1 protein-coding gene is annotated in these 256 nt (G+C 48.4%); it reads left to right on the forward strand.

Annotation, left to right across the window (positions count from 1 at the left end; translation table 11 throughout):
- Positions 1-256 (forward strand): TonB-dependent receptor (locus RMT89_RS44145; protein ID WP_315889390.1); only part of this gene is annotated, 256 nt, incomplete at both ends.

The following is a 256-nucleotide window of genomic DNA, read 5'->3' on the forward strand; positions in this document are numbered from 1 at the left end:
CTGGATCAGTACAAAGCGTTCTCGGGTTTGTCGAAGCACAGCTATAACCTCGCCCTGTATTACGAAACTGAACGCTGGGGGGCGCGTCTTAGTACGGCTTATCGCAGTGGTTATATTAGTGCGGTAGAAAGTGGTTCTATCGATGACGACGAGCGCGGATATCATGCCACTACCCATGTCGATTTCTCGGCCTTTTATCGCTTAAATGCCCATATAAAACTCAATTTCGAGGCTATTAACCTGACCAATGTGCGGG

The sequence above is a fragment of the Streptomyces sp. P17 genome (assembly GCF_032436805.1).
Taxonomy (GTDB): Bacteria; Actinomycetota; Actinomycetes; order Streptomycetales; family Streptomycetaceae; genus Streptomyces.